We start from the raw sequence: 24,341 nt of genomic DNA, 5'->3' as shown, positions 1-24,341 counted from the left end.
AAGAACGTCCTGCCGGTCAGGGCTTTGCCTCCGGGCGCGTGGTAATATATGATACAGAGGATCCTTTATACAGGTATTTTGCAGGATTGCTAATCCTTCAGCACTTTTACGATTTTCGAGTAGGTAGTAGCTCCATCCTTATCTACCTGTGCAACCCTTATCTAGTAATCTTCACCGGCAGTGATGGCTTCGTTGTTCCTGCTGCAGCTGATCGTGGTAACGGCAATAAAGGCTGCCAGGAGCAGGGCCATCCCTGCAGCTTTCCTTCTCCTGCGTGATCCCGGGAATGTCAAAGCCAAAGCCATTCATTTTTTACATTTAGAGGTTGATACAATGAAACAGATCATTTATACCGGCGACAAAGATTTAGAAGACCAGCTGACAAAGGTCCTGGGAGCGATTTATAGGACTTCTTAGATACCGCCGGGGACCGTGTTCCTCAGTGGTCACCTCCGGCAGAGGTTTAAGCAGGAACCGGATCATTCACCCCGCGTTTCACGCGCGGTGAATCAGATACAACCCCCTGCGGGTTTATGATGGCCGCCCGGGAAAAACAGCGGTTTGGCAGTTCTATATGGAAACAGTACCAATTCTATGCCCTGGTTACCCAAAATCCCCAGAGACACATTTGATCGCTATCGGGTCAGAATGACAATGCGCTGTAAGGTTACTTTTGAGCTACATCTCAAATAGGATGAAGTTCTGCCATCCTTCCTGTTTTATTTATTATGAAATTGCGAAATAATAGGATAGGGTCACGAAGGTGCTGCAGGAATTATTCCTGTACCTGTTTTAAGGAACTCCGGAAGCCGGCAGGAGTAAGGCCCGTTTCTGTTTTAAAGAATTTAACAAAGTTGGAAACTTCCTTAAACCCGAGCCGGTCGGATATTCCCTTTATAGGAAGCGCTTCTTCATAGCAAAGATGCCGTTTGATCTCCAGTATGGTTCGTTCTGTTAACCATTTCTTCGGAGTGGTATCTTCGGCCTTTACAAAAGCGTTCTCAAGCGTGCGCTGGGTAATATTGAGTTCCCGGGCGTATTGCTTTACCGGCCATTGCTCCATTAGGTGGGTATTTACCAATGTCTTAAACCGCGCTACAACGCCATTATCGCCGGGCGAATGCGTTTTTCTTTGCAGGGGCCCGTACTTCCTCTCTGCTATGAATAAAATATTGGCAAGGTAATTATGGAGGGTCAGCTCCTGCAACTCATCTACCCGCCGTTTTTGCTCCTGCATCATGTATCCCAGCAGGCTGCTCAGTTCTTCAAACCGGTCTCCCGTATCAAAGTAGAAGGGTTGCAGGGGATCATGATACATGGCGCTTTTGTGCAGGAACTGCCGGTAAAAATCAGCGCGGCTAAAAAAGGCATCTGTAAACATCAGCGCAAACCCGTCATAGTCCGCATGCGGGTCGAAGTTATGCACCTGTCCGTTTGAGATAAATACCATGCGGCCCGGCTTTACTGCTATGTCTTTAAAATCGACCTGGTGTATGCCATGGCCTTCCGTATAAAGATGTATTATGCAAAAATTTGACCGGTGTGGCTGGTGGAGCTGGCGGGGCATATGGTTCAGCAGCTCTTTGATGGTCCTTACACTGATCTGGTGGTTTTTTTGAGGTGTGCAGGTGTGCTGGAATACTTGAGGCTCTTTCATGCTGATGGGTCTGGGTCGTTAAGATGGGCCGGTGATTGTTTGTATTTTTTACGGGTACAAAAATAAGCGTCCCTGTCACATTTTAATACAGGGGCGCTACAGTGTTTTTAAAAAAAATCGGCGGCCCGCCCGGCAAATGGCTGCCCGGCAGCAGGTATATAAACAGGATAGCCCCCGCAGGGAATTCGCCCTGGCGAACCCCGGTCAGTAGGGAACGGCGGAGTAAATAAGCGTTGCTGCATATTTTCCCTTGGGTTTCCCAATAAGAAGCCGGGCCTTGTCTGCCGGGATGCTGTATTTGAGGCTTATATATGTTGTCCCGTTGGGGTTGTGCCTCTGGTTTCATTTTCCATGGCCCGGTATCGGGTATATCGGTAAAAATGCAGACCAATGGCAATGGGTTCCTGTGGCCTGTAATGACCCTTTTTATTTTGCACGGTAAGCCAAAGGAAGCCGGCCCTGTTTTCGACAGCCGGGCTCCCGCAGGCTGCCGGGAATAAGGTCGGCGCCGTTATCACAAATTTAGAATCAGGGGATAATGGCAAGGTCCCTTAATACAGCCAGTGTTATTTCCTTCCGGCAACTGCCAAAATCGGCCCGGTTGTTTTTCCGGTCCTGCAGCAGCCGGGTAGCAAAAAAATAAACATTGTCTTTTGTGGTTATATACCCGACCCACCAGCCGGTATTAATGCCCTTGTCTCTTGTCCACCCGGTTTTGGAACGGATGGTGTATCCCGGATGGGTATCTGTTACCATTACTTTTTTCAGGATATCCAGGTTGCGCTTTGAAAAAGGAAGATTGCCATCATAGACCTTCTTTAAAAAAGCGACCTGGTTCTGTGGCGAAATAGCGAAAGGACCAAAGTTCCAGAAGTCGGCATCCTTTTCAGAAAGGTTCCCGTTCCCATACCCGCATGCGGTAAGATACTTCTTATAACGATCCCGGCCGATCTTCTTTGCCAGCTCAACAAAAGCCCAGCCTGCAGAAACTTCAAACGCTTCTTTTACTGAAATATCATGGTAAATATCCGGGCGGTAACCATACTTTGCCGTATCGGTCCAGCCGGGCCATTTAACGATATAGTTTTCATCCGGAATGGTTTGGGTTTCCAGCGCAATGAGCAGGTTGATCACTTTGAAGGTAGAGGCGGGCTGCGTTGCTTTTTTTGTGGCTACTGTATCAGAAACGATCCATCGCGCTTTGGCATTGTCATAAATAACAATAGCTCCATTGACCTGGCATTCTTTAAAATACTTTTGAAAGCCGGGCCGGATGACAGGCGCGTTTGCCTTTTTGTCCGCTTTGCCGGCAGACGCCGGCTGGCAGGCGCCGTTTATAACGGATGTTGTAACAAAAAGGAGCATCAGGCCGGTAAGGAATTTTCTTTTTATCATAGTGGTTGGTTTTGCTGTGGTGCAAAGGGTTCCCGTTCGGCTGCTGGTCCGCTCATCGGAAGTGTCCGGGATGGTTTCAAAGTATTGGTTCGGGACCTGCCGCTCCGGCACATATATCCCAATGGATCTTATCGCTGCACTCATATTATTCTGGAAAGATTATATGCTGCCGGGCGTAGATCAATATTGCTTTCATCAGGTCTTCTTTGTTTTTGAAGGAGTAATAAAAAGGGGCGCTTGCTTTCGCCAGCCCAGATAAGGTAGTGTGGTACCCCCTGTTTTTTAAGAACACTTTCAGCGAATTCTTCAGAAGGGGTTCTTTATTGGTAACGGTCTTTGGCATCCGGCAAAAGTATTGGCTTTCTTTAATGGTAGTTAAAATAAATGAATTTCATAGGGGGCAACGGTATGAAAACTTTAACAGGCTCAGTAGCGCCATAAGCACATCAATGCAAAGGAACAACTTAAATGCTGCTGTTTGAAATTATAAAATGATAAAAAAAGGTATTTAATAAGTGAAAAGGCGAATCTTCCGGCAAGAGGGGCCGCGGGAGGATCGTACTATCGTAACTTCTGCGCAATTTCGTCAGTACCATTTTGATCTGTGGCCCCTGTGTCTTTTTCTTTAGCGGTGGCCGATTCGCCAAATTCGCTGATGCATCGGGACCTGTGGCCGGTAGGATCGATCTGTTTTTAAACAATCAGTGTTATGGGATTTATTAAAGAATTTAAAGAGTTTGCCGTTAAGGGCAATGTAATGGATTTGGCTGTTGGTGTGATCATTGGCGGCGCGTTTGGGAAGATTGTTGATAGTGTTGTGGCCGACCTGATTATGCCGGTTGTTGCGGCGGTTATCGGTAAGCCGGACTTCAGCAATCTGTACGTTGTGCTTAAAGGAAATGTTCCTGCGGGCACGGCCCTTGCCGATGCGCGGAAAGTAAATGACGCCGTAATTCTTGCGTATGGAAACTTTATCACGGTAGCCATCAACTTTTTCCTGCTTGCATTCTGTGTTTTCCTGCTGGTTAAGGGCATGAATGCCCTGAAGAGGAAACAGGAAGAAGCTTCGGCGGCGCCGGCTGAACCATCGTCAACAGATAAGCTGCTGATGGAGATCCGGGACTCACTGAAGAAGTAAAAGCGGTTCACATGCAGTTAACCGGATGGGCTTGCAGGGAGGGGCATGGCAGTGCATGTAAAGGGCCGGGACTGTTTCAGTGGTTATTCGCCAATAGATGTATCTGTGACGGATCGTACGGCTATGCCTCATAAAACGGCTTTTGTAACTTTGGGATATTTACCGGGGTCTTCCTGGTACAAATATTCCCCGCAGCGGAAGGCCCTTAGCGCAGGACCAGGTTATTGCATGGTTCAGCCCCCGGAGGGAGGGTTTATGACGAACACCGGGGAACACTTACCGGTTCTTAATTGTCTTAAAAGAGATTGTGCGGGTGGTCATCCTGCCGTATCCTTTAAGCATTAGTTTATCCGGGTACAATTCCACAATACCATAAGAGTTCTGATCCGGCGTTTCAACCATTCCCTCGGCCACAATGCAGGGCAGCGTACCAATCTCGCAAAAAGCTCCTGCATGATGATGGCCGGCGATCAATGCCCTGACGCATTTGAAAGGAGCAATAACAGCGATTACTTCTTTATCGTTGAGGGCTGTTAAGCCTGTAGCGCAGCCAAATGGATGATGAGAGAATATCAGCACATTTTCTCCCTTGCGTTCCGAGCGCTGCAGTAACGCTTTCAGCCATTGTAATTGCCGGCTGCTGATACCTCCGTTATATTCCTGCGCATTTTTCCCATGGCGTTCGTTGATGTTTTTCAGCATGACGTTCAGCTCCTGCTCTTTCCAGGTGCCGGCCACATTGGAGTATGATGCAATTTCATTGGTGTTTAACATTATAAAACGCCAGTTTCCTTTTTTAAAGGAATAGTAGGGGGCCGGCATCTTCAGCTTTTTGTATAATGTTTCATTGCTGGCAACTCCTGTATAATCGTGGTTGCCGGGCGTTGTATAAACCGGGCTGCGTAGCTGCTTAAGTACCTGTAATACCGGGTCCAGGTCGGCGGGGTTCCTGTCTGTGATATCTCCCAGGTTAATCATAAAAGGCAATTTCTCCTGGTTGAAGGTTATTACGCAATCCTCCAGCTTTTTCAGGGAATTGCGATAGAATCGTGTACCACGGGAATCAGCATCTGCATACTGGGGGTCAGCAATGAGCCCAAAACGGATCACGGGTTTCTCCGTCTGCGCGTATAATAGGTTTGCTGTTAACAATAATACTAACCCGTTATACAGGTATAAGCTTATTTTTTTCATATACTTTGTTTTGTTCGCGCGATTCCTCAGGATACCTGTAACAGGCATTGTAATGATGACAAGGTCTGTTGCAAATGTATTCATTTCAAAAGACCGGAGGATGGGGTAAAAAAATAATGCAATATAGTTATTGCTTCGTCTTTAATACCCCCTGTTTTAATAAAGGTATTGGCCCGCATCGCAGCATTTCAAAAATCAAAATTACAACCTGACAGGCAACCGGCAAATGGATCTGTTTATTTAATAAAATAAAAAAGGGTATTTGATGGGTGAAAACGCGAAATAAGAATAGGATTCCATTTTATCTGTTTACCTTTGCGTCCATTGTTTACAGAGCCTTTTAGATCATTTTATATGCTTCAGCCGAATTAATGAAGTGTACGAAAATAATAATAGTTCCCATTGTCTTCTTGAACGGGGAAAGAGCGCGGGCAGTACCTTCTTCCCGGTATCAAATAATACTGAACCGTACAGGATAAAGAAATTAAAAGCCTCTCATTGGGCGGAGGCTTGATATTTAGTAGGTTTTCAATAGTAAAGCAGCGGGGGTTTCTACCCCTGTTTTTTTACCTTGCTATGGAGGCAAAATGGTGGGCGGGTGCCATAAGCTTTTTTCTGCCAATTGCAGGATATTTGCCTGGTGCTGTTGCAATGCTTTGTCAAAATAATGTCAGTTGTTCGGGTGCGGGCGGAATGCCGGGGTAAGATACGTCGCTGCCACAAATGGTATAAACCGGTGTTTCCTCGTGCCGCGATGCGATGATGATATTAGTGGTTGTGCCCTGTTCATGAAACAACTTATGAACGAGTTCCGGATCGTTGTTGTCTGCAGAGAGATGGGAAAGGAACAGGTGACTCATATGCACTGGTCGGCAGGAAAGAAAAAGGTCGAGGGCGTCTTTATTGGACAAATGGCCCCTGTCGCCGCGGATTCTTTTTTTCAGGTGATAGGGGTACCGGCCATTCTCGAGCAATACCTCATCGTAGTTCGCTTCCAGGAAAGCCGCATGACATCTTTGAAAATGGGCCCTGATATTGTCACATACTTTCCCGATGTCCGTAAAAACGCCAATACAGGTGTGGTTATCTTCTACGGTAAAGCTGTGCGGGTCTGCCGCGTCGTGATGTTTCAGGAATACACTGACGATAAGTGCGCCGATAGGAACGCGTGTCCCTGCAGATAGCGGCCGTACCAGGCCTGGGTCCAGTTCAAGACCCGCATGCCGTAGCGTTTCAGGAGAAATGTATACGGGGAGCTGGTGTTTACGGGACAGTACCTCGAGACCTTTGATATGGTCGCTATGCTCGTGGGATATGAATATTGCTTTTATCTTCTTCAGGGACAGCCCCAGCCGGGACATTCTTTTTTCTGTTTCCCGGCAGGATAAGCCCGCATCTATCAATACAGCTTCCTCATCGTTGCCGATATAATAACAGTTACCATTACTGCCTGAATTAAGAGAGGTGAGATAAAGCCCGGGCATGCTGCAAAGTACTCTTTTTTAGTTAAAGAGATTCGGGGGAGCGGGCAGACTATGGATTTTTATAAGTGGTCAGTGGAAAAGAACATTGTTCCGGCCTGTATGCCTGCAACAGTGCATCGTTTTTCGGGCAAAAATGTCAAAAGAAGGGACTGCAACATTATCGGGCACGCGTTAAAGCAAGAAGGTTGTAAGTAGTTAACTTAACTTACAACGCTCTTGTGTGCCCGGGACTGGCACAATACTTTTGTTATTTGATTATCAAATTATTATAAATGTTTTACTGGCTGCGAGGAACAATAGCGGAACAAATTTTTAAGTTTTGCTCATTTTTGGCGTATTATGCCAGCTTTAGCAGTAGGTTGCCATCCACTCCCAAATTCTGATTCAGCGACTTTAAAAATGCCAGGGTAGGCTTGCGCTTATTGTGCATGATCTCGGATAACTGGGTACTGGTGGTATTAAGTACTTTTGCCAGGTCCTTTTGCTTCAATTGGTTTTCGTACATTTTAAGCTGTAAAATCCCCTGCAGGCTATCCGGCATCGGAAGTACATAATGCTGTTCTTCATACACCCGAACAGTTTCTGTATAGCCATCCAGCAATTTGCTTTCTTTTGGGGTAAGCGCATCAAAGCCGCCCTTTGCAGTAGCTTTTGCCAGCAGTTTTTCCATTTCGGCCTCCGCCTTTTTAAATTCCGCTTTTGTAATTGTCTTGCTCATGGTCAAATTGTTTTACAGTCAATGGCATCATATTCTTTGTGCTTGCCCACAAACCGGACCTACAAGGTACGTCTGCTAAAATGGATCATTGCTACCAGCCGGTATTTATTTCCTCCAATATTGAATACAAACCGGTCGTTACCTACGGCATCCACGCTGTTAAAAGTCCTTTTAACGTCCGCAAAGCCACTCCAAGCGCAACTCAGCACTTCATAATACCATTTCAGCAGCGGTTCCTTTGCCCGGTGTTCAGCATCGTAGAACTCAATCAATTTTGCTTTTGAAATGACAACCATTGGACCACAAAGATATTAAAAGTTCACAAAAACGAAAAATAATTAACGAAATCGTGATACGGGTGTGCTGTATCGCTTGCATTTATTAACCATCGCTCACCTGCGGCGCAACATATTTCCCCGTAAAACCCTTTCCTTTCTCTGAACCTGGCTTTTCATTGCTATAAAAATTCAAACTGTTATTTACGTGCGGTTGCCGCCGGATAATAGTTGAAATATTTTTATGGAAATATTGGCAATCTCCTGATTGCGGTCAACGATTTCAAGCAGTCATCTGCACCACCTGCACACCCGGTAATGCGGGGCCCGGCGTCTCCGCTCACTGAGGCGGATGATTTGCCTTTTTAAACAATAAAATAGAATCTTATGGCTAGATACAATCTGGGTGAAGTATTAACAAGTATAGCGTTACCTGACCCTGATAAAAAGCCGGATCTTTTGCAGTTTATATCCCGTGAATATGTGAAAACTCAGGAGGGTAAGTATCTCTCTGCCAGGGAGTATATTAATTCTTTCGATGAGGGGCAAGAGGAAAAGGGCTATAAAAGAGATAAGCGCCCAGGCCCCACCAAGCCGCAGGAGATCCCACAAAAGAAGAACTTGATGCAGTAATGAAATTAATGAGAATATAACATGGAGCCAATTTTAGTATCGTTCAATAAGATCCAATATGACAGCGACGTCGCCAGGTTGACACATGCATGCCAATTGCTATCAGGAAAGCTTGCACAGATTGAAGAAATAGCAGCTATTAAATTAACTCCGGAAATGGTGTCGGAATTGCTTTACGCAAACGAACCGACAATAACAGAAACAGCGATTATTGTGCCATCAGCATTTTTTCTTTTTCTAAGAGTAACACTCATTGCGTTTTGTTTCCTTTTAGTGGATTTTCAAAACCAAGGTATGAAAAATTCAATATAATGATACTCGCCAGGTACGTTGGGGTAACAAAAAAATGTCAACCCAAGGTGTTTTGAAAGGAAACGAGAATCTGACAAATGGGCTGTAATACGCGTCAGTACTGCATTCCAAGGCATAAAAAAACCCCTCAAAAGAGGGGTTTTGTGCCCGAGACTGGATTCGAACCAGCACGCCGAGTTACCAGCGCCACCACCTCAAGGTGGTGCGTCTACCAATTTCGCCACCCGGGCAATATTAAGATGGAACCTATAAAAGCTTCCTTTTGAAATAAAGAACTTTCTTTGTTGCTACCGGGCAGTGCCTGCCGACAACTGTCACGGAACCGGGAACTTCACCCTGGTTGCCTGTTTAAGGATTGCGAAAATAGGTAAAAGACTTCATTTATACTACAAGTAGTGCCGTCTATTTTTAAATAATGTGAAACTGCCGGTAACGGCTTTTGAGCAGGTGTGGTGCCTATCTTTGTGTTTTTAAATCATGACATACCAGGAAACCCTCGATTTTATTTATGACCGGCTTCCGATGTTTAGCCGGGTAGGGGCATCGGCAATAAAAAACGGGTTTGATAATATTGATGCACTCTGCAGGGCTTTGGGCGATCCTCAGGCCCAAACGCGGTTTATTCATATAGCAGGAACTAACGGCAAGGGGTCGGTAAGCCATATGCTGGCTTCTGTATTGCAGACCCAGGGTTATAAAACAGGATTGTATACTTCTCCTCATCTTACCGACTTCCGGGAGCGGGTAAAGGTCGATGGAGCCATGATCAGTGAACAGGAGGTCGTTGACTTTATTGAAAAAGTACGACCGGTTATTGAACAATATGAGCCCAGTTTTTTTGAGATCACCGTGGCCCTGGCTTTTGACCATTTTGCGGCGCAGAAAGTGGATTTTGCCGTGATCGAAACAGGGCTGGGGGGACGGCTGGACAGCACGAATATTATACATCCCCTTCTTTCGGTGATCACCAATATCGGGTTGGATCATGTACAATTGCTGGGGGATACGCTGCCCAAAATTGCTGTGGAAAAAGCGGGGATTATTAAAGAGGGAACCCCGGTAATCATCGGGGAAACACAGGAGGAAACGGCACCGGTATTTATCCGCAAGGCCAGGGAACAACAGGCCCCGATCAGTTTTGCAGACCAGGTATTCCATGTGGAGAACTGGTTTTATGAGGATGAAGCACTTGTTGCAGAAGTGTCAAAAGATACCGCCGTGGATCACTATCGTTACCAGCCGGAGCTTTCGGGCGCCTACCAGGTAAAAAACCTGCTGACCGTGCTGGAGTCCTGCCGGCAGTTGCGGCAATGTGGTATCGCGCTTGATGAAGCTTCCATATCAAAAGGTATTGCGCATACCAAAAGATTAAGCGGCCTGCATGGCCGATGGGAAACCATACACCGGAACCCACGTATTGTTTTGGATGTAGCCCACAATGAGGACGGGATGCGGCAGGTGCTGAGCCAGCTGGAGCTGACTCCTTACCGGAAGCTGCACCTGGTACTGGGAATGGTGAAGGACAAAGACGTGGACAAGGTATTATCGCTGTTGCCCTCTACCGCAGTTTATTATTTTACGAATGCAAAGCTTCCCCGTGCCCTGCCTGCTGCTGAATTGATGCTGAAGGCAACCGCATGGGGGCTTAAGGGAACCGTGTGGCCGGATGTTAACGAAGCGCTCGTTGCCGCAAAAGCGCAGGCCCATACCAATGACCTGGTACTGGTTTGCGGAAGTATCTTTCTGGTGGGGGAAGTCTCCCGGTGACGCCACCGCGGGCGCAGGTACCCGCAGATCTTCGCTCATATTTTGTAGGAAAGCCGGGTGGTTAACGGAAGTTATTTCTCCCGGGAATTCATAAAAAAAACCGTTCCGGATTGTGGAACGGTTTAAAAAAAGATCCCGGGATCCTGTTATGCTACAGGTTCCAGGTATTGAGAGTAGGCATACCCTTCAGTACCGTCATCGGTACGAACGGAAGACCATTGGTCGTTTGCCTGGCTGATCAAAGTAATGATCTCGTCTTTCTGGGCCTTACCCACGATTGGCTGATCCGTACCGGGTCCTTTGCGGATGTTCAGCGCCGTTTCCTGGGTGGCTACCCGTACTTTGGAGCCTGCTTCGGCTTTGGCATTAACGTTTAAGATCAGATCCCCGCTGGTATAATTGGGGTCAATCTGATCATAGATGGTCCAGAGCTGGTCTTTTACAGCGCCGCTGGGCGCATCGCCATCAATATATAAAACGCCATCCTGTTCTCTTACTGCAAGGTTAGCAACTCCGGCGGTATTTGCCGCGTCAATTAATGCTTTGTATTTTTCTTCCAGTGCCATAGTAAGGTCCTCCTTTTATTTTACGGTTAATTTTTGCTCCACTTTTTTGGGGTGAATAGCGTTTACTTTCTGCATTAAAGTAGCCAGGTCTGCCTTTTTAATGTCGCCGGTGAGTGTTACAACACCCTCTTTTACCTCAGCCTTTACGCCGGGATGGTCCTTGATCGCATCCTTAATGGCTGTATTTAACAGGTCGTCAGGATTGATGGTTGGAGGCGGGGGAGGAGGAGGTACAGTAGCATTGTTTACAACAGATTTTACACCTTTTACTTCTTTTACGGCAGGATCAACGGCCGTTTTGGTAGCATCATCTTTGACGTTACCGGAAATTGTAACAGCCCCTTCCTTAACATCAGAAGTGAGTTGTGCAAAATCAGGGTTGGCTGCTAACTTCGCGTCTACTTCTGTTTTGATGTCTGCGTCGCTTTTTCCTTTACAGGACGGCAATGCAAAAGCAAACGCAGCAATGGCAATCATGGCCAGAACTTTTTTCATTTGATTCGGGTTTTAGTGAAGAAATTTAATTACAACGAATATAAGTTAATTCCGATATAAATAAATTAGCGGTATGTTTTTTATTTCTTAATTCTCAAACGTTCTGAATGCGCCTGTTGCGGGTGCGCAGCATTGCTGTTTCCGGCTCAGAAGCTTATAGGTTTATATAATGATAATGACGATCAAACAGGAAGGCGTGTCAACCCCTGAATACAATAAAGCAGAAAATTAGCCTCAGCTAGGGTTGAAGTTTGTTCTATGCCCCATTGGAGTAAAACCCGGATACTTTATCGGGAAGTCTTTAGCGACTAAGATAGCTAAAATTGACTGTAAATCAATTAGATATGTGTTTTCTGAAAGGCGGTGAAGCCCCCGTTATCATGGCTCCGGTGGTTAAAAAATGATTCATTAACGGTTGCAGTAGCCAGGGGTATCAGGGATGTGCTGAACAGCAGCCAGAAATTGATCCAGATGATCTTTGCATTTGCCTTCTCTACATAACGGAACATATTGTGATGATTGAGCCAAAGGATAGCGATATATGTAAAGCTGACTACGTAAATCAGTATTTGAACAACGAAACGATGAATACCTTCATTTGACAAGTCTCCTAATTTGATCTCCAATACTATTAATGTTGCAATGATTGCCAGTATCGCATCTGTTATAGCTTCAAATCTTTCTTTTCGCATGGCATCTGAATTTTAATAAAAAGCGGGCTTATTTACGCCAATCGTCCGGGGTTTTGTTAAGGATGCTGCGTCATGCCCTTTTACAGACGTTGACCATCCCCATGATTTTAGCATAATCTTTTTCCGAAATTACATCCATTTGTTTTTTGGCTGTTTCCAATAATTCTTTAGATATTCTTGCTGTGGCTGTGGGCTGATGCTCCATTCCCGCTAAATTGATCTGTTTTTCCATTTTGAATTACTTTTTAATTGTATCATTGTTGATAGTTCAAAACTATATCCGGCAAGGGGGGTAAAGGAAAACAGATTAGGTTAAAAATGAAACTTTTTACAGATACAGGACCATTGGGGCCGGCTTGTTAAATAAAATAGTAGGTCTTCAGTTTTGCCGTACCCTCTAAATCTTTTAAACAGGTGTGTTCTTGTCCTGGTATGAGGGAAATGGTTCGTATATTTGGGAGTTCATGATGGAGGGTATTGAGGATAAAATAATTATATGACGAGGCCAAGAGTAAAAATATGCTGTATAAGTAGTGTTGAAGAAGCCGGAATTGCAATTGAATACGGCGCTTCTGCATTAGGTTTGGTTGGTCATATGCCAAGCGGCCCTGGTGTAATCGGATATGAACTCATTAACCAGATCGCAAGGATCGTTCCCCCACCTGTTTCATCTTTTCTGCTCACAAGTGAGACAAAGCCCCTGGAAATAATCGCACATTATAAAAGGGTAAATACAACAACAATTCAAATAGTGGACGCGTTAGCGGAACGAGAATATGGAATAATCCGCAGCGCATTGCCAAATGTAAAGTTGGTACAGGTTATTCACGTTATAGACGATAACTCGGTAAAAGAAGCTGTTGAGATTTCAAAGTATGTTGATGCCGTTCTTTTGGACAGCGGCAATCCGAATTTACCGGTTAAAGAGTTAGGAGGAACAGGGCGAACGCACAATTGGGATTTAAGCAGGGAAATTAGAAAATCAATCTCAATTCCGTTATTTCTTGCAGGCGGACTAAACAAGGATAATGTAAAACAGGCAATAGAATTTGTACAGCCGTTTGGACTTGATCTTTGTAGTGGTGTAAGAACAAACGGAAAACTCGACAAAGGGAAACTCAGAGATTTTTTCAGTGCCATTGGATAAAAAGACTACCGCCTGCGATGTATTGCCGCAAGCGTGGACCGTGATGCGAAGTTCATTGGCTGTATGCTGAAAGAATGTATTTCTGATTTATGATTGATTCCTGAACACCTTCGGCGATATGCCTGTTTTTTGACGAAAGAACCTCGTAAAGTAAGTCGGGTAATCAAAGCCTAAACTGTATGCGATTTCACCAACCGACAGCTTTGTTTTCAGCAACCTGCTTTTAGCTATTTGAATAATCCCTTCGTGTATATGATCGATGGGAGCCTTGCCTGTAAAGTGTTTGATCAGATCCCCGAAATAGTTGGTGGATAAATTAGCCTGTCCGGCAAAATAGGCGACGGAAGGCAGCCCTGACTTTTCGTTTGGCTCGTTGAGATAATTGTCCAGCTGTTTGTAAAAGTCGGCAACGACCCTGTTGTAAACATTGCTCCGGGCTTCAAACTGGCGTTCGTAATAGATCTGTGTGTAGGAAAGTATGAGCGAGGTATAGGAAACCAGCACCTCTGTAGCGGAGTTTTTCTTTTGAAATTCAGCAAATGCTTTCCTGAATAGATCATACAAAGTTTCCTTTTCTTCTTTTGTCAAAAACAGTGCTTCGTGACGGTTGTAGTCCGCAAATGAGACGTCCTTTACTGCTTTGTTCAGCAGTTTTTCACTGATCAAAATGGCGAATCCTTCAAATGGTTCTTTCAGATCCCATTCGATAGTGTTTCCGGGCTTGTCCAGGAATAAATAAGAATCAGACATCTCTTCAACCGGCGACTGCACTTCAATTTTATCTTTCAGGGCCAGCAGATAAAAATCTATTTTAACCGGTATAGATTTCAATAATTTTTCGGGATGTTCATCATAAAAAACAACCTGAATGGTATCACTGTTTGAAGCATTAATGTTCAGATATTTAAGAAATGCCGGTATATTGTAGGTTTTTATCATTTTCTGAAGTTGCTGCATTTTATATGCTGCAAATTTAAAAAAACCGGTAAGAACAAAATGAGAACGAATAACGGAGATAATGAAACATTTTACAACAATACCGGATGTGATTGCTCCGGAACATCCGGCAAAGCGCCATTTTGCCGGATGGTGAATATCGTTTTATCCCTTTTAAATTAGTGATTGGAATGATCGGTAAATACATTACATTAACTATAATTATGTCTTTGAGGCAAGACTTCAATATTCCCGTTCAACAGGGATACTGCAGATTTTTTATAAAAGAGAACCTTGGGAATAGTACTCGGGAAACTGCATGGAATAAACGATAACGAAAGAGGAGGCTGGAGCGCAGAGATTTTGGCCGACCGGTATCTTCGGCCGGGTAATAGCTTTTGAAGAGCAATGAATCAGTTCTTGTGATACCCGGACTCACTATAACTTCTCTATTAGTTGAGGATGATTGGACCTTGTTAATATCTTCAGGCTGGGCATTGTAAGGCTTTTAAAATCAATAAATTTGAAGGCATTGTTGTTTGTGGACTTCAGCGTATAGAATTTGAATCCTTTATAACCAATTTGAAAAAACTGGCATTTCTGATTGAGAATAGCCCAGATTTTACGCAGAAATACAGGAGTGTACCTGGTCTCTGCGATTCGATAATGTACCGCTCACCTCAATTACCTCTATTCCGAAATCCTCAATCCAGTCATGGAGTAAATCGTTAACCTGGCTTCTGAGTTTTGGCCGATCTGTCTGGTAGCCCGGTATCAGATCCGGTTCTTCAATAGCAACAAACACAAAAAGATCAATTTCCGCAATTATTGTTTGTGCTTTTTCAAAGAGGAATTGAATATTTCTGTGTGGATCAAGGACATGAAGATAAGCTAAGATGTCAATGACGCATCTGTCAAATAGCACATTCTTTCCGCTTTGGGAAATCAGTTTGGCTGAATAATTAAACTGCGCAATGAAATCCTCTGCGTTTGGATTTTCCGAAAATTCATAACCTGATGACTCCAGTTGATAGTAGGGCTCTTGCTCAAGGGTATACCCGGGAAGATGCTCCAGGAGTTCTTCAGCCAATGTGGTTTTGCCAACTTTGTGTGCACCGAATACCGCAATTCTCATATGTTAGTTTGTTTTTTGATCCTGCCGGGGAATTGGGTCAACCCGGGCCGACCTTTCTTTTGCATCCAGGTAGTATTAAATAAAAAAGCTAATCTTGCGATTAGCTCTTTTACTGTGACCCCTCAGGGACTCGAACCCTGGGCCTACTGATTAAGAGTCAGTAGCTCTACCAACTGAGCTAAGGAGTCATTTTTTGCTACCCTTACAGCCACTACGGGAGCCCGGAACAGGGTAGTCTTTTTTATCCGGGCTGCAAATATAAGTGATTTATTTTGCCTGTGCAGAATCTGGTTTGGTAAAATCAATGATCATTTTATTTTCGCCGCAATTCAGCATGGTTTGCCCATATTTCGGGTCTTTGGTTCCAAGATAGGGATTAACAATTTCATTTTTGCCGCTCAGCCAGTTGGCCGGCTGCCCTTCGCCAAAGGCCATGGGGCATTCCTGCCAGTATACCAATGCCTGGTCATATTTTACCGTCAGCAGCAGCATACGCAGCGCATCCGAAAGATCGTTCAACGCATGTCTTTTTTCTGCCCAGTCACGCGCATTCACAATAATGCCGGTGTTCGTTTTTGCCATTTCCAGGGGGTACCTGGCCGTTTGATAAATAGCACTGTCCTGTTTGAGCTCCTCTACCTTAAAATCAGTAAGCGCCGTTTGGAGGGTCAGTGCGGCTTTACTTACTGCCGCAGTATCCCAGTTCACAAACCCATCGGCCATTACATAGTAGCTGGCCAGTACGGCATCCACCGAGTGATTGAATACATCACTATGCTTGCTTACGGCAATAGGCACCGGCTTCTCCCGGGGTGGGTTGTCTTTTTTTATCAATTTATAAACCAGGAAGGCAGCGATCACTACCACAATGACTACTAAAAGCTTTTTCATACTGACCTATAATGTTATTTACTCGTTTGTATTAACTAAATTTGCAGGTTTCAGGAAAACAAAAATACTGATAAACAATCAATTATTTTAAACTGAAGGATAAAATCAGCAGAAGATATGTTAATCGGCTTACAGAACGTTACATTTGAATTCGGCGCAAGAGTGATCGTAAAAGATGCCACCTGGCATATACAACCCAATGAACGCATTGGGCTTATCGGCTATAATGGTACCGGAAAGTCCACCCTTTTAAAACTTTTTGTTAACCAGTTTAGCCCTTCGGAAGGCACGGTTGAGCGGGGCCGCGAAACGACGATTGGCTACCTGCATCAGGACCTGCTGAGCTTCGATACCAACGATTCTATCCTGCAGGTGGCGATGAGTGCTTTTGAAAAGGTGATCCGGCTCGAAAAAGAAATAGAAGATCTGGGAAAGGAACTGGAGCGTACCGGCGATGAAAAAACATTGCTTGAGTATACGGATAAGCTGCATGAAATGGAATTGCTTGGTGGCTACAATATTCAGCATAAGACGGAGGAGGTATTACAGGGGCTCGGGTTTTCCAATTCCGATCTCAACCGCCCGTACAAGGAGTTCAGCGGCGGATGGCGGATGCGTGTGCTGCTGGCAAAAATGATCCTGGCCAAGCCGGACCTGCTGTTGCTGGATGAGCCTACGAACCACCTCGATCTTCCCTCCATCGAATGGCTGGAGAAATACCTGCAGCATTACCAGGGAGCGGTGGTGATCGTAAGCCACGATAAATTTTTCCTGAACCGTATGGTAACAAAGATCGTAGAGCTTTACCAGCGGGAGCTTCATATGTATAATGGCAATTATGAATTTTATGAAAAGGAGAAAGCGGTAAGGATCGAGATGCAGCAAAAAGCATATGAGAACCAGCAGGACTATATCCGGCAGAATGAACGGCTGGTAGAGCGCTTCAGGGCCAAGGCCAGCAAAGCCGCCATGGCCCAGAGCATTATGAAAAAGCTGGATAAGCTGGACCGTATTGAAGATGTGGCAATCGAACGGCCCGACCTTCGGATCAACTTCAGGGTTGATAAAGTACCCGGGCGGGTATTGGTTGAGCTGGATCATCTTTCAAAAGCTTTTGGCGACAATGTGATCCTGAGCAACGCCAAAGCGGAGATCGAGCGGGGCGATAAGATCGCGCTGATCGGCGCCAATGGCAAGGGAAAGTCAACCCTCCTGCGGATCATTGCCGATGCAGAACCCTATACCGGCAACCGCAAATGGGGACATAACGTGGATGAAAGTTTCTATGCACAGCATCAGCTGGAAGCGCTGGCCCTTGATAATACCATACTGGACGAAATGCGCGGTTGCGGCAGCCAGATGACCGACCTGGAGCTAAGGGCGCTGCTGGGCTGTTTTTTATTCAGCGGCGATGATACCGATAAAAAGATCCGGATCCTGAGCGGGGGCGAAAAGGCCCGGGTGGCACTGGCAAAAACCATTGTGAGCAAAGCCAACTTCCTGATGCTGGATGAGCCTACCAACCACCTGGATATGCACAGTGTGGATCTGCTGATCAGTGCGCTGAACCGGTACGAGGGCACGCTGATCCTGGTAAGCCACGACCGTCACTTTATATCCAAGGCCGCTAACAAGATCTGGGAGATCGTAGACGGAAAGATCAAGGAATTTAAGGGCCCTTATGATGAATGGGTGGCCTGGAATGAGCGGATGCGTAAGAACGGCGCCACCGAAAAACAGGGGCATCAGAAAGCAAAACCCGCAGCGGTGGAAGCACCCGCCCCGCCACCGGTTGTTAACGCTCCTGTTAATAAGGAATTGAAAAAAGAGATCCAGCGCCAGCAAAAATTGTTTCAGCAGGCTGAAGAGGCATTGAATAAGAATAAAGCCCTGATGCTGCAACTGGAAAAAGACCTGGCGGATCCGCAGATCTATTCAGACAAGACCCGGTTTTTGAAAGCCGAGCAGGAATATGCATCCGCTGCCAAAGAAAATGAGCGACTGGAAAAAGACTATGAAGCCGTTTTTACAAAGCTGATGGAGCTGGAAGGCTGAGGTTTTGATTTCAGGTTTGAGATTTGATCCGTATACGTTTTGCGCATCACCGGTCAATGGCGGGGTTGGGGGTTAAGGTCGAAAATTGTTGGGGGCAGCCCCGGGCTGGTTCCGTTCTTATCCTTCATATTCCCCGGGGTTTTATAGGCGGGCAGCTGAAGCCGGTGCCCCCGATCTTTTCCGGATAAAAGCCGCGGAGCATAAAATTCTTTCATATGCGGCTATATCATTCCCTGGCGGATGACTTTTGCAATAAGGATCGCTGTATTTTTAGCATCAAATTTTTCAAGCAGGCTTTTACGGTGGGTATTTACGGTGGGAACGCTGATGAAAAGCCGCTCCGATATTTCGGTATTGGTGAGACCGGCGGCTATTAACTGTAATACCTCTTTTTCACGCCGCGTAATAACCGGTGTGCTGCTGCCGGTGTCTTTAAGCGTAAATGCTGCTTCCGGACTGAGATAGGTTTTGCCGGAAGCAACCGTCCGGATGGCTTCCAGCAACTCTTCCCGCGTAGCGTTTTTTAATACATAGCCCGATGCACCATTGTCTGTCATATTACGGATGATGGCCTGTTGATTAAAGGTACTTAATCCCAATACAAAAACAGAAGGGTACTGCTTCCGCACTTCCTTGCACAGGTCAATGCCGCTGGCATCCGGCAGGTTTACATCCATCAGTATAATATCCGGTTGCTGCTGTTTTAAAAAACTAAGGCAGGAAGCGGCATTGGTGGCATGTCCCATCCAGTCAATGCCTGCTTCGTTCTGTAATAAGGAACGGATGCCTTCTATTACCATGTAGTGGTCGTCTACGATAAATACGCTTGCTTTCATGTTTGCTGATGTTTGCAGACTTTCATTGAACCCTCTTCGCGGGCTTATTTCAGATATGGACTTCTATTAAAACAGAAGTGCCTTTGCCCGGTTCGGAATGTACGTCGATTTTGCCTTTTAAAAATTCTACCCGGTTTTGGATATTGCTCCATCCTATGCCTTTTGAAGCGGGTAGTGCAGCAGTGTCAAAGCCTTTGCCATCATCTTCCACGGTTATCATCAGCATTTTTTCGGATGCGGATGGCTGCAACTGAACCAGCAGGTTTTGCGCGTGGGCATGTTTAATGGCATTGTTGACCAGTTCCTGTACTATCCGGTAAATAGTAACCGCAATGGTCTGATCAATTGCGACCTGCTCCATACCTATGGGCTGGTAAGTGACGTGCAGCGCAACGCTCCGGTCTATTTCACTGCAAAACTCCCCAACGGCTACATTGAGCCCGTATTTTACCAGAACTTCCGGCATCATATTGTGTGCCACGCGGCGCATTTCCTGTATGCTGCTGTCCAGCATATCAATGCTGCGTTCAAAAGCCCGGGCGTTTTCGGCCGTTAAAATTAAATTCCCTTTCATATTGTTTAGAGAATATTTTATGCCACTGAGCATTCCTCCCAAACCATCATGCAGGTCTTTGGCCAGCCGGGTACGTTCCTGTTCTTCACCTTTCAGCACGGCTTCAGTGGCGGTTAATTGCTTTTCGGTTTCCAGTTCATCAATTTTTGCCTGTTGTAGTTTTTGTTTGTGCCTGTAGTTGCGGTAGGCGAGCAGCGAAATGAGCAATAAGGCTACTGCGCTGCCGGATAAAATATAGTTGAGTGTGTTTTTCTGGTGCAGTTGCGACCGCTGTAATTTTATTTGTGCCTCTTTTTTTTCGGTTTCAAATTTCTTTTCAATCGAAATGGTTTTCTGTTGCAATTCGCTTCCCCTTATTTCGTTTTCCAATAGCTGCATTTTGTATCTTACTTTCTCTGCTTCAATAATATTGCCCTGCGCATAAAGGATGGATGATAATGTATTCATGGATTCATACCTGTCATATTTGCTACCGGCACTATCGGTTAATTTTAAAGAAACGATGCAAAATGCTTTTGCCTTATCCAGTTCTTTTTTTAAAAGGTGGTACAGCGCCATTCCCCTGGATGCTATTGCTTCTCCGTTTGGGTCTCCGGATTGTTTTGACAATGCCAGTGCTTTTTCAAAGTAAGGCTTCATTGCATCTGCATCGTAACGATGAAAATAAATATTGCCGATACCCAAAAGACTTGCTGCTTCGCCCGAGATAAAATCTAGTTTCCGGGAAATCGTTAGTGCCTCTTTATAGCAGCTTAATGCCGAATCAATAAAGTTGTTATTCTGATAGCTGTTGGCAAGGTTAAGCAGACTTCTGCTTAAATCAACGCTATCTCCTGAAGATCTTAACTCTTTTACGGCCATTTTGCCATACTGCAGCGCCTTTTTGTACTGCATCATATTTTGATAAACGAGTTGCTCCATTTCATACATCCGGGCAAGAAGATAGTTGTTGTCCATTGCTTCAAAGTATCTTCCGGCCATTTCATAATAATAAATGGCACTGTCATACTCACTTAAATAATTAAAGCTATTGCCGATGTTGGCTGCTGTTTTTCCGATATACAGATCGTTATGTATTTCCCGGGCCAGTTGAAAAGATTGTTTATTGAGCGCTAAAGCACTGTCGTATGCGCCCCTTCCATTCAGGATGCCTGTGTAGTTGGTCAAAAATTTAATAGTACCCGTTTTGTAATGCAGGCGTTGGCTCAGTTCGCCGGCCATCAGATAATATTGCCCGGCGGTTGACGGGTCGTCCTGCTCGTACTGATAACCTATATCGATATACAGCAATACCCTGGCCGTGTCGTCCTTTGCTGTTTTCAGCACTTTTAGCAGGCTGTCTTTATTCATGGCCGACTGGCTCCACCCCGTAAAGACGGTAAGGAGTGCAATGAGTATAAGCGATAGTTTTCCCATTCCCCAAATTACATTTTTCTGTTATTGCAAATTAAGTGTCAGTCTTGTTTTTTTTCTCATTCTTTTTAATGATTTTCCAGCGCGTCGTTTTCAAAAAATCCGGCTTTTAATAATTACGATTGCCTGCTTTGGCTTTTTCGTTCCCGGAACGGCCGATTTTGCAATGCAGCGCATTTACCGGCTTTAACATGAGCCGCATTAGATTGATTTACAGCTTGTTTTTATTGTCTTCCCGCTTTGGGAGCTTCCGGTGGATTACAAAAAAGCGGACTGCCTGCATCTTTTGCAGTTTTAAAGGACAGGGAAGGGATGGGGCTATATATTGCCGCCGCCCGGTGCAGGTTACAGGGCGCAGGCAGTTTCAGCGGAACATACAACCCTGGCTGTGTGTAAAAATGAGACGATCTGTCTGGATTTTGATACGATTTGGTTGCATTTGAACAAGACACTTGCTTAATTTTACCGCTTCTTCCGATAACAATTTATAAACGATCATTGAATGAACATATGAAGATGGAGACTTCCGGTGACTTTATCCTGTTTATGTTCCGGCGCACCGGAATGAAAGTGAAGGCTTACCGGCTGATGATGCATCTGCCGCCGGCGGCAGCAATGTGGGAGCCTTCTGAAACGGGTATAACATCAATTATACCCTTTTTAATAAACCCTGATCCTGATCCAAAGATCCATGAATAATAATAGCCTTTCATCAAAGCCGCACTACCCGATATTGGATGGTTTGCGTGGCGTTGCCGCCATTATCGTTGTAACCTTTCACCTGACCGAGCCGCTGGGTACCGGGCACCTGGATATCCTGGTCAACCACGGGTACCTGGCAGTCGACTTTTTCTTCCTGTTGTCCGGTTTTGTGATCGGTTATGCCTATGATGACCGCTGGCATCAGATGTCTGTCGGTACTTTCTTTAAGCGCCGGGTCGAACGGCTTCAGCCGATGGTGGTTTTGGGAATGACCCTCGGGGCCATCGGGTTTTATTTCACAGATTCTGCCATCTGGCCGCTTATTCACACCATTCCCCTTTGGAAAATGCTGCTGGTAATGCTCATCGGCTATACGATCCTGCCGGTGCCCTTATCGCTGGACATCCGGGGCTGGGAGGAAATGCATCCGCTCAACAGCGTAGGCTGGTCCTTGTTCTTTGAGTATATCGCCAATATCCTTTACGCCATCGGCATCCGGAAGTTCTCAAAAACAGCGCTGGGTGTTTTGGTGCTGATCGCGGCCGTAGCGCTCGCTCATCTGGCTATCACCAACGGGGATGTCAGCGGTGGCTGGACGCTAAACGGGGAACAGGTACGCGTGGGTATTACCCGTACCATGTACCCCTTCTTTGCAGGGTTGTTGCTTTCAAGGATCGCAAAACCTACCCGTATCAGGCATGCCTTTTTATGGTGCAGCCTCCTGATCGCCCTCGTCTTATATATGCCCCGCATCGGTGGTGCTGAGCATCTTTGGATGAACGGGGTGTATGAATCCGTATGTATCATTATTATTTTCCCCCTCATTGTTTACCTGGGGGCCAGTGGTATGGTACATACTCCTGCGGAGGGCAGGATCTGTAAATTCCTGGGTGATATATCTTATCCGCTATACCTGGTGCATTTTCCGGTGGTGTGTTTTTATGTGGCCTGGATCAGCAACCATAAGGGGGTAACCCTTGCGCAGGCCTGGCCCTATGCATTGCTGATCCTGACCGGCAGCATAGTTTTGGCGTATGCCTGTTTGAAATGGTATGATGAACCCGTTCGCAAATGGCTGAGAAAAAAATGGGGGCAATAGCTTCCTGCTGTGGTGCAAAAGTGTAGCTCCAACGTATCCCTTCCCATCTTGTCTATGGCAAACCGGGCGGGCGGATATGCAGTGAGATAGGGGGGCTGCAAGCTCCGGCGATGTGTTTCATTAATTAAGAAGGAGGGGGACGAAGCGATATAGCAAGGCTACATAATATAAGTTCATCTGGGATTGGGCACATTTGTATTTATTCTTTGCTTTCAAACTTTTTAATGGCTTCCGGCATAACGGGTGTAAAAAGGTTGACCAGGTTACCATCAGGGTCTCTGAATAAAAGCGATTTGTTTCCCCAGGGCATTATTGTTGGGTGCTGAACGATATATGGTTGCAGAAAATCAGCCAATCGCTCATAATCCCAGTCAACGTTCTCCACCCTAAACTCAATAATGGCACTGCGGTTCTGTAAAGGTTCAGCGACGCTATTACCACCCAAAAACTGTAATGTTCCTGTGCTTCCTATTGCCAGCGTTGCTGTTGGGGTTTGCAATTCGGCAAAGTCAGGAGTGTATCGGAGCACCGGCATTCCCGTTACCTGCTCATAAAATTTTACCAGTCCTCTATTTTAAAAGTGTCCGATCTGTCCGGCTTTGACGGCAGTGATCAGGATAAATGGGCTGCATAGATGAAATGAGCGCATTATGAAATTGAATCACATTAATTGGGTTGTAAGCAATGTTGTAAACGCGGTGCGTTTATCCGGGATTTTTGGGTCTTCCGGGCTTAATAGATCAAAAGAGATCAACTTTCCCGAGCATTTCCATACTGGCATTTATCAATAAGTGCAGCCGGACAGGTTATTTACCTAAGTTTGCAGATCTGTTGAACAGCAATTGGTACACGATCATTAAACGAATATATGAAGATGAGAGATGCGCGGTTTTGGCCTGTTTATATACGGTTGGCAGATTTTGCCTGCAGCAACAAAAAACACCGGTCGATCCCGGGATCAGATATGCTGCCGGCAAATAGCTTCACATGCAGGAGCTTGCTGAACGGATACCGGGTAATGTCAATTCATTTATAATAACCCCCTGAACCCAATATTCCAGGAAGAATGAATAATAATAACCTTTATACCAAGCCGCACTATCTTGTGCTGGATGCTTTGCGTGGTGTTGCTGCCATTATCGTTGTAACCTTTCACCTGACCGAGCCGCTGGGTACCGGGCACCTGGATATCCTGGTCAACCACGGGTACCTGGCAGTCGACTTTTT

At 45.6% G+C, this 24,341-nt stretch carries 25 protein-coding genes and 2 tRNA genes; 7 read left to right on the top strand and 20 right to left on the bottom strand.

Translation table 11 applies throughout. The features are described 5' to 3' along the window. Window positions 1-161: 161 nt before the first annotated feature. The 4 genes from BLS44_RS26640 to BLS44_RS18910 form a co-directional block, all read right to left on the bottom strand. Window positions 162-299: a hypothetical protein gene (locus BLS44_RS26640; protein ID WP_176954477.1), complete on the bottom strand. Its 138-nt coding sequence runs from the start codon at window positions 297-299 to the stop codon at window positions 162-164. A gap of 476 nt (window positions 300-775) precedes the next feature. Then, on the bottom strand, window positions 776-1,657 hold the full coding sequence (locus BLS44_RS18925) for an AraC family transcriptional regulator (protein ID WP_090391800.1): 882 nt from the start codon (window positions 1,655-1,657) through the stop codon (window positions 776-778). Between the two features lie 528 nt (window positions 1,658-2,185). Then, window positions 2,186-3,196 (bottom strand): penicillin-binding transpeptidase domain-containing protein, encoded by a 1,011-nt coding sequence (locus tag BLS44_RS18915; RefSeq protein WP_245729278.1) that lies wholly within the window; start codon window positions 3,194-3,196, stop codon window positions 2,186-2,188. A gap of 1 nt (window position 3,197) precedes the next feature. Then, window positions 3,198-3,395 (bottom strand): TetR/AcrR family transcriptional regulator, encoded by a 198-nt coding sequence (locus tag BLS44_RS18910; RefSeq protein ID WP_090391798.1) that lies wholly within the window; start codon window positions 3,393-3,395, stop codon window positions 3,198-3,200. A 366-nt stretch (window positions 3,396-3,761) separates the two neighbouring features. Between BLS44_RS18910 and mscL the strand changes: the two genes are divergently transcribed. Further along, window positions 3,762-4,190: a large conductance mechanosensitive channel protein MscL gene (gene mscL, locus BLS44_RS18905; protein ID WP_090391797.1), complete on the top strand. Its 429-nt coding sequence runs from the start codon at window positions 3,762-3,764 to the stop codon at window positions 4,188-4,190. A gap of 276 nt (window positions 4,191-4,466) precedes the next feature. Here mscL and BLS44_RS18900 read toward each other — a convergent pair whose 3' ends face one another. The 4 genes from BLS44_RS18900 to BLS44_RS18885 form a co-directional block, all read right to left on the bottom strand. Continuing rightward, entirely contained in the window at window positions 4,467-5,384 is a 918-nt protein-coding gene (locus BLS44_RS18900; RefSeq protein WP_090391848.1) for a metallophosphoesterase, read from the bottom strand. 659 nt (window positions 5,385-6,043) lie between these two features. Continuing rightward, window positions 6,044-6,868, bottom strand: a complete 825-nt coding sequence (locus BLS44_RS18895; protein WP_090391796.1) for an MBL fold metallo-hydrolase — start codon at window positions 6,866-6,868, stop codon at window positions 6,044-6,046. A gap of 337 nt (window positions 6,869-7,205) precedes the next feature. Beyond that, window positions 7,206-7,586 carry a helix-turn-helix domain-containing protein gene (locus BLS44_RS18890; RefSeq protein WP_090391795.1) on the bottom strand — a complete coding sequence of 127 codons (381 nt, stop codon included), beginning with the start codon at window positions 7,584-7,586 and terminating at the stop codon, window positions 7,206-7,208. A gap of 59 nt (window positions 7,587-7,645) precedes the next feature. Further along, window positions 7,646-7,882: a type II toxin-antitoxin system HigB family toxin gene (locus BLS44_RS18885; RefSeq protein WP_090391794.1), complete on the bottom strand. Its 237-nt coding sequence runs from the start codon at window positions 7,880-7,882 to the stop codon at window positions 7,646-7,648. Window positions 7,883-8,248: 366 nt separating this feature from the next. Here BLS44_RS18885 and BLS44_RS18880 point away from each other — a divergent pair, with 366 nt between their 5' ends. Both BLS44_RS18880 and BLS44_RS18875 read left to right on the top strand, forming a co-directional pair. Further along, window positions 8,249-8,494: a hypothetical protein gene (locus BLS44_RS18880; RefSeq protein WP_090391793.1), complete on the top strand. Its 246-nt coding sequence runs from the start codon at window positions 8,249-8,251 to the stop codon at window positions 8,492-8,494. A 21-nt stretch (window positions 8,495-8,515) separates the two neighbouring features. Further along, window positions 8,516-8,806 (top strand): hypothetical protein, encoded by a 291-nt coding sequence (locus tag BLS44_RS18875; protein WP_090391792.1) that lies wholly within the window; start codon window positions 8,516-8,518, stop codon window positions 8,804-8,806. A 144-nt stretch (window positions 8,807-8,950) separates the two neighbouring features. Here BLS44_RS18875 and BLS44_RS18870 read toward each other — a convergent pair. Continuing rightward, window positions 8,951-9,036 (bottom strand) — tRNA-Leu (locus BLS44_RS18870). Window positions 9,037-9,283: 247 nt separating this feature from the next. On the opposite strand from BLS44_RS18870, the gene BLS44_RS18865 reads away from it, so the two are divergent. Then, window positions 9,284-10,573, top strand: coding sequence for a bifunctional folylpolyglutamate synthase/dihydrofolate synthase (locus BLS44_RS18865; protein WP_090391791.1), 1,290 nt, complete (start codon window positions 9,284-9,286; stop codon window positions 10,571-10,573). 146 nt (window positions 10,574-10,719) lie between these two features. Here BLS44_RS18865 and BLS44_RS18860 read toward each other — a convergent pair whose 3' ends face one another. The 4 genes from BLS44_RS18860 to BLS44_RS26320 all read right to left on the bottom strand — a co-directional run bounded on the left by BLS44_RS18860 (window position 10,720) and on the right by BLS44_RS26320 (window position 12,558). Further along, entirely contained in the window at window positions 10,720-11,139 is a 420-nt protein-coding gene (locus BLS44_RS18860) for an SH3 domain-containing protein (RefSeq protein WP_090391790.1), read from the bottom strand. A gap of 15 nt (window positions 11,140-11,154) precedes the next feature. After that, window positions 11,155-11,634, bottom strand: coding sequence for a BON domain-containing protein (locus tag BLS44_RS18855; RefSeq protein ID WP_090391789.1), 480 nt, complete (start codon window positions 11,632-11,634; stop codon window positions 11,155-11,157). A 338-nt stretch (window positions 11,635-11,972) separates the two neighbouring features. Next, window positions 11,973-12,326 (bottom strand): TMEM175 family protein, encoded by a 354-nt coding sequence (locus BLS44_RS18850; RefSeq protein ID WP_090391788.1) that lies wholly within the window; start codon window positions 12,324-12,326, stop codon window positions 11,973-11,975. Window positions 12,327-12,396: 70 nt separating this feature from the next. Beyond that, window positions 12,397-12,558, bottom strand: a complete 162-nt coding sequence (locus BLS44_RS26320; protein WP_176954476.1) for a hypothetical protein — start codon at window positions 12,556-12,558, stop codon at window positions 12,397-12,399. 264 nt (window positions 12,559-12,822) lie between these two features. Between BLS44_RS26320 and BLS44_RS18845 the strand changes: the two genes are divergently transcribed. Then, on the top strand, window positions 12,823-13,473 hold the full coding sequence (locus tag BLS44_RS18845; RefSeq protein ID WP_090391787.1) for a phosphoribosylanthranilate isomerase: 651 nt from the start codon (window positions 12,823-12,825) through the stop codon (window positions 13,471-13,473). Window positions 13,474-13,560: 87 nt separating this feature from the next. Here BLS44_RS18845 and BLS44_RS18840 read toward each other — a convergent pair whose 3' ends face one another. The 4 genes from BLS44_RS18840 to BLS44_RS18825 form a co-directional block, all read right to left on the bottom strand. Beyond that, a complete protein-coding gene (locus BLS44_RS18840) occupies window positions 13,561-14,430 on the bottom strand; it encodes a helix-turn-helix domain-containing protein (RefSeq protein WP_218127783.1) in 870 nt (289 codons plus the stop codon). 601 nt (window positions 14,431-15,031) lie between these two features. Next, the gene (locus BLS44_RS18835; protein WP_090391786.1) at window positions 15,032-15,544 is read right to left on the bottom strand and encodes an ATP/GTP-binding protein; all 513 of its coding nucleotides are present in this window, start codon (window positions 15,542-15,544) and stop codon (window positions 15,032-15,034) included. Between the two features lie 115 nt (window positions 15,545-15,659). After that, a tRNA-Lys gene (locus BLS44_RS18830) sits at window positions 15,660-15,732 on the bottom strand. 79 nt (window positions 15,733-15,811) lie between these two features. Continuing rightward, on the bottom strand, window positions 15,812-16,435 hold the full coding sequence (locus BLS44_RS18825) for a DUF3347 domain-containing protein (protein WP_090391785.1): 624 nt from the start codon (window positions 16,433-16,435) through the stop codon (window positions 15,812-15,814). Between the two features lie 117 nt (window positions 16,436-16,552). Between BLS44_RS18825 and BLS44_RS18820 the strand changes: the two genes are divergently transcribed. Continuing rightward, on the top strand, window positions 16,553-18,490 hold the full coding sequence (locus BLS44_RS18820; RefSeq protein ID WP_090391784.1) for an ABC-F family ATP-binding cassette domain-containing protein: 1,938 nt from the start codon (window positions 16,553-16,555) through the stop codon (window positions 18,488-18,490). Between the two features lie 221 nt (window positions 18,491-18,711). Here BLS44_RS18820 and BLS44_RS18815 read toward each other — a convergent pair whose 3' ends face one another. After that, on the bottom strand, window positions 18,712-19,326 hold the full coding sequence (locus tag BLS44_RS18815; protein ID WP_090391783.1) for a response regulator: 615 nt from the start codon (window positions 19,324-19,326) through the stop codon (window positions 18,712-18,714). 49 nt (window positions 19,327-19,375) lie between these two features. After that, window positions 19,376-21,316: a sensor histidine kinase gene (locus tag BLS44_RS18810; protein ID WP_090391782.1), complete on the bottom strand. Its 1,941-nt coding sequence runs from the start codon at window positions 21,314-21,316 to the stop codon at window positions 19,376-19,378. Window positions 21,317-22,004: 688 nt separating this feature from the next. On the opposite strand from BLS44_RS18810, the gene BLS44_RS18800 reads away from it, so the two are divergent. Then, entirely contained in the window at window positions 22,005-23,114 is a 1,110-nt protein-coding gene (locus BLS44_RS18800) for an acyltransferase family protein (RefSeq protein ID WP_090391780.1), read from the top strand. A 199-nt stretch (window positions 23,115-23,313) separates the two neighbouring features. Here the strand turns inward: BLS44_RS18800 and BLS44_RS18795 are convergent, their stop codons facing one another. Continuing rightward, window positions 23,314-23,679 (bottom strand): VOC family protein, encoded by a 366-nt coding sequence (locus tag BLS44_RS18795; RefSeq protein ID WP_090391779.1) that lies wholly within the window; start codon window positions 23,677-23,679, stop codon window positions 23,314-23,316. Between the last annotated feature and the right edge of the window lie 662 nt (window positions 23,680-24,341).

The organism is Niabella drilacis (assembly GCF_900101395.1).
Lineage (GTDB): Bacteria > Bacteroidota > Bacteroidia > Chitinophagales > Chitinophagaceae > Niabella > Niabella drilacis.
This window is presented reverse-complemented; position numbering and strand designations above follow the sequence as displayed.